This is a genomic window from Streptomyces sp. SID1328, assembly GCF_009865595.1.
GTDB classification, from domain to species: Bacteria; Actinomycetota; Actinomycetes; order Streptomycetales; family Streptomycetaceae; genus Streptomyces; species Streptomyces griseoluteus.
Genome location: NZ_WWKH01000419.1, coordinates 1 through 7,531, shown reverse-complemented (window position 1 = coordinate 7,531; position 7,531 = coordinate 1). Strand labels below are relative to the sequence as shown.

Annotated in this window: 6 protein-coding genes and 2 pseudogenes; 2 read left to right on the top strand and 6 right to left on the bottom strand. The window is 65.9% G+C overall.

Annotation, left to right across the window (positions count from 1 at the left end):
* Positions 1-670 precede the first annotated feature (670 nt).
* Entirely contained in the window at positions 671-1,177 is a 507-nt protein-coding gene (locus GT030_RS12620) for an RHS repeat-associated core domain-containing protein (RefSeq protein ID WP_161201184.1), read from the bottom strand.
* A 672-nt stretch (positions 1,178-1,849) separates the two neighbouring features.
* Between GT030_RS12620 and GT030_RS36395 the strand changes: the two are divergent.
* A pseudogene (locus GT030_RS36395) lies at positions 1,850-2,125 on the top strand (IS701 family transposase); the annotation flags it as partial.
* 338 nt (positions 2,126-2,463) lie between these two features.
* Here GT030_RS36395 and GT030_RS12615 read toward each other — a convergent pair.
* Positions 2,464-3,129: a hemerythrin domain-containing protein gene (locus GT030_RS12615; protein ID WP_161201183.1), complete on the bottom strand. Its 666-nt coding sequence runs from the start codon at positions 3,127-3,129 to the stop codon at positions 2,464-2,466.
* A gap of 591 nt (positions 3,130-3,720) precedes the next feature.
* A pseudogene (locus GT030_RS12610) lies at positions 3,721-3,879 on the bottom strand (integrase core domain-containing protein); the annotation flags it as partial.
* A gap of 46 nt (positions 3,880-3,925) precedes the next feature.
* Here GT030_RS12610 and GT030_RS12605 point away from each other — a divergent pair.
* A complete protein-coding gene (locus GT030_RS12605; RefSeq protein WP_346009623.1) occupies positions 3,926-4,303 on the top strand; it encodes a helix-turn-helix domain-containing protein in 378 nt (125 codons plus the stop codon).
* 281 nt (positions 4,304-4,584) lie between these two features.
* Here the strand turns inward: GT030_RS12605 and GT030_RS35625 are convergent, their stop codons facing one another.
* The 3 genes from GT030_RS35625 to GT030_RS12590 form a co-directional block, all read right to left on the bottom strand.
* A complete protein-coding gene (locus tag GT030_RS35625) occupies positions 4,585-5,373 on the bottom strand; it encodes a helix-turn-helix domain-containing protein (RefSeq protein ID WP_346009622.1) in 789 nt (262 codons plus the stop codon).
* 475 nt (positions 5,374-5,848) lie between these two features.
* Positions 5,849-6,663, bottom strand: a protein-coding gene (locus tag GT030_RS12595) for an IS5 family transposase (protein ID WP_346009624.1) whose coding sequence is annotated in 2 segments (ribosomal slippage) — positions 5,849-6,315 and positions 6,315-6,663 — 816 coding nt in all. Because the reading frame shifts where the segments join, the coding sequence is not laid out codon by codon here.
* Positions 6,664-6,714: 51 nt separating this feature from the next.
* Positions 6,715-7,523, bottom strand: a protein-coding gene (locus GT030_RS12590; RefSeq protein WP_161201186.1) for an IS5 family transposase whose coding sequence is annotated in 2 segments (ribosomal slippage) — positions 6,715-7,173 and positions 7,176-7,523 — 807 coding nt in all. Because the reading frame shifts where the segments join, the coding sequence is not laid out codon by codon here.
* Positions 7,524-7,531 lie beyond the last annotated feature (8 nt).

The window sequence follows — 7,531 nt, the reverse complement described above, 5'->3', positions numbered from 1 at the left end:
CGTCGGCCTGTGCCACCAGAGCGGTGAACACCCGCTCCCAGGTGCCGTCGACGGCCCACATCCGCAGCCGGTTGTAGACCCCTCGCCAGTTGCCGTACTTCTCCGGCAGGTGAACCCACTGCGTGCCGGTCTGGAACTTGTAGGCGATCGCATCGATCACCTCCCGGTGATCCCGCCAGCGGCCACCCCGCTTCGGTGTCCGGTCCGGGAGTAACGGCTCGATCCGCGCCCACTGCGCATCAGTCAACGGCACACCCGGACCAACGACCCACTGACCCGGACGAAACTGCCTAAGCCTGCGGACATGGTGACGTCGGAAAGGCCCAGCTCCCGCACCCGCCAAGCTGTCCCGGTGATGCGGGAGGTGCCGCCCGCGCCTTGGTTTCGTGGTCGGCTTGAGGCGCGGCCCGGCGTCCGCTACCTGAGCGGCGGCATCAGCGGCGAAAGCAAGGCGATCGCGCCCGCTAACAACCAGCGGGCGCGATCGCCTTCTATTCCGCCGGGCCAGCCCTAACGGTGGGCTGCCCCACGAGTCGCAGTGCGTTGATCAAGCTGATTGGTCATCAGCCACGGATCAGGATGTCGATCACGAAGAGCACCACGCCGATCAGACCAAGTGCGATGCCGACCTGAATGAGCCTTACAGGCAGCCTCTGCCTCCTGCCCGCCATCATGATGTGCACGCATCTATGAAGCCGAGCCCAGTGCCGACCAAGCCGATGCCGCCTCCGATGGCTGCCACGGATGCGGGGGTGCCCAGCCCGCCACTGCCAACCGCTCCAGCGATACCTCCAGCGACGCTGAGGACCCCGCCGACGATAGAGACGCCTCCAGCTATACAACCGAGGGTGCTTGTGCCGGTCGGGTCGATGGCGTTCACAGGATTGCCGGTTGCGTAGAGGTAGGCATTGGTCTCCTTGCCCGAGGGGTCGGGCTGGGTGAAGCGGCCCAAAGTGGGGTCGTAGTAGCGGGTGCCCATCTTGTACAGGCCGGTGCTGTCGAGATAGGCGCCTGTGTACCCAAAGGGCTGGTCGATGAGGCTGGTGTTTCCGGGACGGGCGCTGCCGGTGGGGCTGTAGTCCCACTGGTCCTGGCTGACGCCGGAGTTGTCGACGAGGGTGGATGGGGCGCCCTGGTTGTCGGTGACGTAGTAGTACGGGTTGCCGCCGCTGGTCATGCCGATCAGTGTGCCCGCGGGATCGCGGACGAATCCGGTGCTCTTGCCGGCTGCGGTGGTGGTGGAGATGCCTGCGGGCCCCTGGTCGATGCGGGTGGAGTCGGCGGTGAGGCGTGAGAGCGCTCCCAGCTGGGTCCTGCGAAGACCGGGTCAGGCTGATATCCATCCGCGTTCTTGCCTGCGGAAGCCCTCCTCGCGCCTCCCTACCTGCTACTTGTCCCGTCGGTCCGGACCCGACGCGAGGTGACAGCTTCGGTGTGGCGGTACATGCGGAGCAAACGTTCAGAACCGACTGCTCGTTCGGTAAATGGATCTCCAGGATGTTGAGGCACTGAGCTTGAGCATCCATGGCGTCGTGTCGCAGCACGCGCCCGAGGAGCCAACTCCTGAGACCGTCACCGCGGGTGCGCCCCTTGACCTCGTAATCACGGACGTCACAAGGAACATGCGGACCAGCCCGCTCACGTTTGGTGGATGCTTCGCCCCCGCCTGGCCACGATCACTGCCGCGCAGCCGAGCCGTGTGAGCAAGCTCAACGCCCCCGAATGCTCCTCCGGGCCCGGTGTAGATGAACAGCGCTCAAGCCGAGCCGTGACCTGGAAGCATGCAGGCGGCTGGGCTTGGTGGGAGGGTCGTGGCCGGCACCCCGCGTGACTCCCTGTACGTGCTGGACGGGTCCGCCGCTACCTGTCCTGGTCCCGCTGGGTCACCCTCTCCACGCTCGCGCACACCTTCCTCGCCGTCGTCCGAGCCGACGAACGCGCCCGCCACCCAGCATCCGACGGCCTCATACGGCTTACCTGTAACGAGATCCAACGCCTGTTCACCACGCTCGTCGCCCAGCCCGTCCGGGACGCGGCCCACCGGCTCGGCTGGTCCGCCTGGCGACGCCGCCACCAGGCCCGATCCCAGACCAGCCACTACCAGCGCCAAACCACCCGCGCATGAAGATCACGATCTACGGCTGGAGTACTAGGCCCGTGATGCCCACGCGGGGATGATCGACGGCCGCATCTCGCGCACCTGATTGGGCAGCCCTATACCAACTTTCATGTCCGTGATTCCTCACTGCGTGTCAGAATGTTTGAGGGGGTGGACCTCGGTGTGCATACGTCCGCCCGTCTCATCGGCGAGGGGGCGGTAGAGGAAGCCTTACGTCCAGTTCTTCAGCAGACACCGAGCGAACCAGCGTTCCAGGGCGCTCGCGAGGTCGTTACCGGACTTGAGGATCCGAAAGATCCCGTGCGTCAAGTCCGTGGTGCACCCGCATCCCTCGACGACGATATTCACCGTGCGGAAAACACTTTGCGCTGATAACGCTTCAGGACGATCGGGCCGACCCTGGACATCATCGCGAATACCGGAGGGGTGATGGCTTCCCTGAACAGTGCGCGGTGCTGGCCGGAGGCCTCCTGCAGTAGCATTCCGAACAACACGGGAACCTTGGTGCGAGGAACATTGCCGAGCCCCTTGTTGCCGACCTCGGCCCATTCATCGGCGGTCAGATACCGGTCGATGAGCGGGAGCATCTTCTGTTCCTCCGCGTCGAGATGCTCGCAGAGCGGTGGAAGAATATCGTCGATACAGTCGGCGAGCGCGTCGCGATCCGCCGCCGACGACGACGCCCGCCACAGGGCAGTCCGCTGTTCCATGGTCTGGAGCGCCGCGTCGACGACTTGGTGCTGTGACCGCATCAGTTCAACGATGGGAGCTACGTCCCCTGGCCCCCGGCTTGCCAACTTGGGCCAGCAGTGGTCGTCCTCGCTGCGGTGGTGGGCGTGCAACAGATCCACCAGCAGAGCGACGTGATCAGCGACGATCTGCGTCCGCGCCCGGTCATGTGCCGAAACACCGCGGATCAGCGCGGGTAGCACGCCGAACTCACGCCGGAACATGGTGTGGACCGCGTACATGTCCCTGCTGTCCGCAGGTCGCGTGTTCTGCTTCGCCATACTCTTTCATTCCTTACTGTACGTGTATGACTGGAAGGCACGGCGGACAGAGCAGCCCGTGGCGTCCACCATCACGCCGTTGATGGCACCGTCCACGGAACGGACCTGCAGCAGTTCACCGAACCCGGCGTGCGTCAGACCTTCGAGTTGCTCGCTCAGTTCCGCGCATTGGCGTCCGGTGCGTGCCGAAGTTGCGTTCACAAAGAGGGTGGGTGACCAAGCGATGGACGCTGTTACGATCCAGGCGGCGCAGGTCTATGCTGCTACGCAGCCTGTCGCGACGTGAGGTCGCGGAAACGCTTGGGCGCCATGCCGAATGCGCGGCGGAAAGCGTCACCGGATGCGAACTCTGTCGAGTACGCCCGATCCGCACGCCGCCGATCGTCTCTCTCAGGATGTCCGTGCCCACGCGGGCGCGGGCACGAGTGAAAGCGACCGCACGGCGTGCACTCTCTTGGTCCACAACTCCTCATCTTCCGTATGCACAGGGTTCGGAGCCGCACGGCTTGCCCCTACCGCCGTAGTTTAGGAAGGCAGGTGCGACTTACGCTTGAACCACAGAAGCATCCGGATTGAACCTGAGTGCCAGGTGTGCTGTCCGAGGAGGTTGGTGACGCGGCTGGCTGGGGTGTGGCCGCTGGTTCCGGTGTCGGGTCGGGGGTAGTTGTACCAGTCCAGCCAGTCGGGAAACGCTGCCTGGCGTTCGGCTTCTGAGGTGTAGGGCTGCTGGTAGGCCCACTCGTCCAGCATCCTCGATTCGGCAGCAGACCTCATCCAGCGGCGCGGCGTCGCGGCGGTGACGCTGGACGATGTCGAACGCGCCGCGGGGGTCGGCCGCAGCCAGCTCTACCACTACTTCGACGACCGGGACGATCTCATCCGCTCCGTTGTTCATTCCACCGTGGACACGGTGTTGACCTCGCAGGAACCGCTGCTCCTGGAGGTCGACTCGCTGGCCGACATCGACCGCTGGTTCGACCCGATCGTGGCCAACGGGACGCGGCAGGACGTGGTAGGCGGCTGCGCGATCGGTGCGTTGGCCGGTCAGCTGAGCGGCCGGGACGACCTCACCCGACAGGCGTCCGTGGACGCCTTCGCACGCTGGGAGGCCCCCTCATCGCGAGCCTGCGCCGGATGCAGGAGGCGGGCGAGCTGCGCCCGGACGCCGACGTGACGGAGCTGGCCGACCTCACCATGGCCGCAATCCAGGGCGGCCTCCTGCTGGCCCAAGTCGTCCGTCACGCCCTGAATCAGAACCCCATGAGATTCTGAGCAACATGCGCCGGCCATAGCTCAACCAGCCCTCGGCCGAGTGGCACGAACTCCAGTGTTGAGTCGTGCGTACACACTCGACTCGTGTGCTCAGGGTGGTATGCGAGGGGTATGAACACCGCGGTGTCGCCCGGGGCCCCATCGCTTTCGCTCCGGCCGCGGACCAGGGGAACGCCGTCGGAGTCAGTTGCGGTCGTCTGCCGTCCTGGTCGAGCGGGCGTATTCCTTGGGTGTCTGGCCGTAGCGTTTCTTGAAGGCGCGGATGAAGTGGCTGCTATCGGAGAAGTGCCAGTGGGCGGCGATCTCGGAGACCGAGAGCCCGCCGTGCGGGGCGGTGAGGGCGCGCCGGGCCTCCTCCAACCGCCGTCGGCGGATGTATGTGCTCACCGAGAGTCCCTCCGTCGCGAACGCCCGATGGAGGGTACTCAAAGAGACGTTGACCGCACGCGCCAGCATCGCCGGACCGAGCTCGGGATCAGTGAGATGACGGTCCGCGAGCTCCTTCGCCGCCTGGGCGAGCGAGGGAGCCAGCCGGGGTTCCACATCGTCGAACCGCCCCTTCACCACCGCCTTGGCCAACTCGATCAAGGCGCCGTGGGCGGCACGCACACCGGCCGGCCCGAGGTCACCGATGGTGGCGTGGACCATGTTCACGTGGGCCACCAGCAGACGCATCTCCGCCGAGTCCAACGGCCCGGTGACGCTGCGGCCCCCAAGCAGTGGGCTGAGCACCGAGAGCGGCAGAATGAGGATCCGGTTCGTCGTGTTCGGCATCGTCTCGAAGCGCGGCCACGGCCCGAAGCGCCGGAGGAGGAACTGCCCGGCCGGTACGGTGTGTTCGTAGCGATCGCGCGGGCCGCCGAACGTCCACGCACCCCGCCGCACTGTATACATCATCACCATATCGTCGACGCCTCCGGGGGCGTCCACGCTGCGGATGGCCGACAGGCCGTGGACGTCGACGATGGCCACGTCACGCACTCTGGCCAGGCGTCCCCGAGCCCGGATGCCATCGACCGAGTCCGGGCTCAAGGCCGGCATGGGGAAGACATCACCGAGCTGTGTGTCCCACAGGCGCTGGAGGCCGTCGAAATCCTGCGCTGCGACACCCGAAGCGGTGGAATCCAGTAAGAACGCCCCTCTCCACGCATCGGTTTGGGCTCCAGTGCTGTTCATCACTGGTCGTCCCAGTGCCATTCGTTGCTCCAGCGCTTCATGTGAGTCTCACATTCTCTTTCGACGCATTGTGCTTCACGTGAGCTGCGCCAATCTTCGTACGTTTCAGCATGCGAGACAGAAGCGGTTGTGACAACTCTGGCTGTCCTGAACCGTGGCGGCACCACGGTGCGCTGGGGGCGGGCAGGGGCGTCGACCCGGGCACGGACCGGGGCCCGTACCGTCCCTGGGCCGAGCCCCTCGCCCTGCTGGCCGGGGCTTAGACCGTGTCCTACATAGTCAGTTTCCGGAGCCGTTTGTAGCAGCAGAGGGCTGCAGCCAGTCCGAGAAAGGCCAGATAGTTGCCTGGTTTCCGCTCGTAGCGGTGGTTGAGTCGGCGGTAGCCGGTCAGCCAGGACATGGTGCGTTCGATGACCCAGCGGCGACGGCCGAGTCGCTCGCTGGACTCGACTCCCTTGCGGGCGATGCGGACGCCGATGTGCTTGCCCCATAGCCATCGCCGCAGGTGAGGCACGTCGTATGCCTTGTCCGCATGAAGGCGTTGAGGCTTGGAATCGGTCGCGTGGGATTCGTGTCGCATGTGGAAATGGGACACCATCGGCTTCAGGGCCTGGCTGTCGTGGGTGTTGGCGGCGGAGACTCCGACGCGTAGAGGCAGTCCGTTCGCGTCGGACAGGACATGCATCTTGGAACCGGGCTTACCCCGGTCCACGGGGCTCGGACCTGCAAGGTCGCCCCTTTTTTAGCCCTCACGTGGGCAGAGTCGAGGACCGCGCGGGAGAGGTCGACCAGGTCCCGCTCGTCCAGAAGCCGGAGAATCTTCTGATGCAGCCGTCCCCAGACCCCGGCTCGCGACCAGATGACGAACCGGCGATGGACGGTCGACTTCGACGCCCCGAAGCACGGTGGCAACGCCCGCCAAGCGCAACCGCTGACCAGCACATAGATGATCGCGGCGAAGACCGCCTCATCATCGATGTTCGCGACCCCGCCCCCTTGCGGACGCACCCGCGCCGGCGGCAGCAACGGCCTCGCTAATTCCCACAGTCCATCCGGAACGATCCATCCCCACCGTCCACTCCCCACGCCCAGGACAACTGCCAACTGACCATGTAGGACACGGTCTTAGACATCGTTTCATTTGGTGAGTCGTCGGTAGTTGATGAGGCTGGTGGCGATGGCTGTGACCGCGAGGAAGTGCTCGGGTTTCCGTTCGTAGCGCCGGTGCAGGCGGCGGCTGCCGGCAAGCCAGGACATGGTCCGCTCGACCACCCAGCGGTGTCGGCCCAGTCGCTGCGAAGAGTCGGTACCGCGGCGCGCGATGCGGGGTGTGATGCCGTGTTCCCGGAGCCATCGCCGCAGGTGGGGGTAGTCGTAGCCCTTGTCCCCGTGGAGTTTCCCAGGCCGCCGCGGGCGGGGACCGCGTCGGTTGCGCACCGGCGGGATCGAGGCGATCAGGGGCTGCAGCGCGAGGCTGTCGTGCGTGTTAGCAGCTGAGACGGCGACGGCGACGGGCAGGCCGTTGCGGTCCACGACCAGGTGGATTTTCGATCCGCTCTTGCCTCGATCGGTCGGATTCGGTCCGGTCAGCTCCCCCCTTTGAGTGCACGGATGCTGACGGAGTCGACGGCGAAGCGCGACCAGTCCAGCTCGCCCCGCGCTCCGAGTTCGTCGAGGATGACGCGGTGCAGTCGGGCCCAGACCCGGGCCTGGCTCCAGCGGGCGAAGCGCCGGTAGACCGTGGGCCAGGCCGGCCCGAAGACCGGTGGCACCTGCCGCCATGAACACCCCGACGTGGCCACGAACACGATCGCTGCCAAACACTCGCGGTCCCCGGCCCGCCGTCGACCACCACCCTGTGGCCGTATGACCACCGTCTCCGGCACCACCCGCCGGAACAACTCCCACAACTCATCCGGCACCAGGCGCTCAGCAAGGCTCGTCATACCAACAC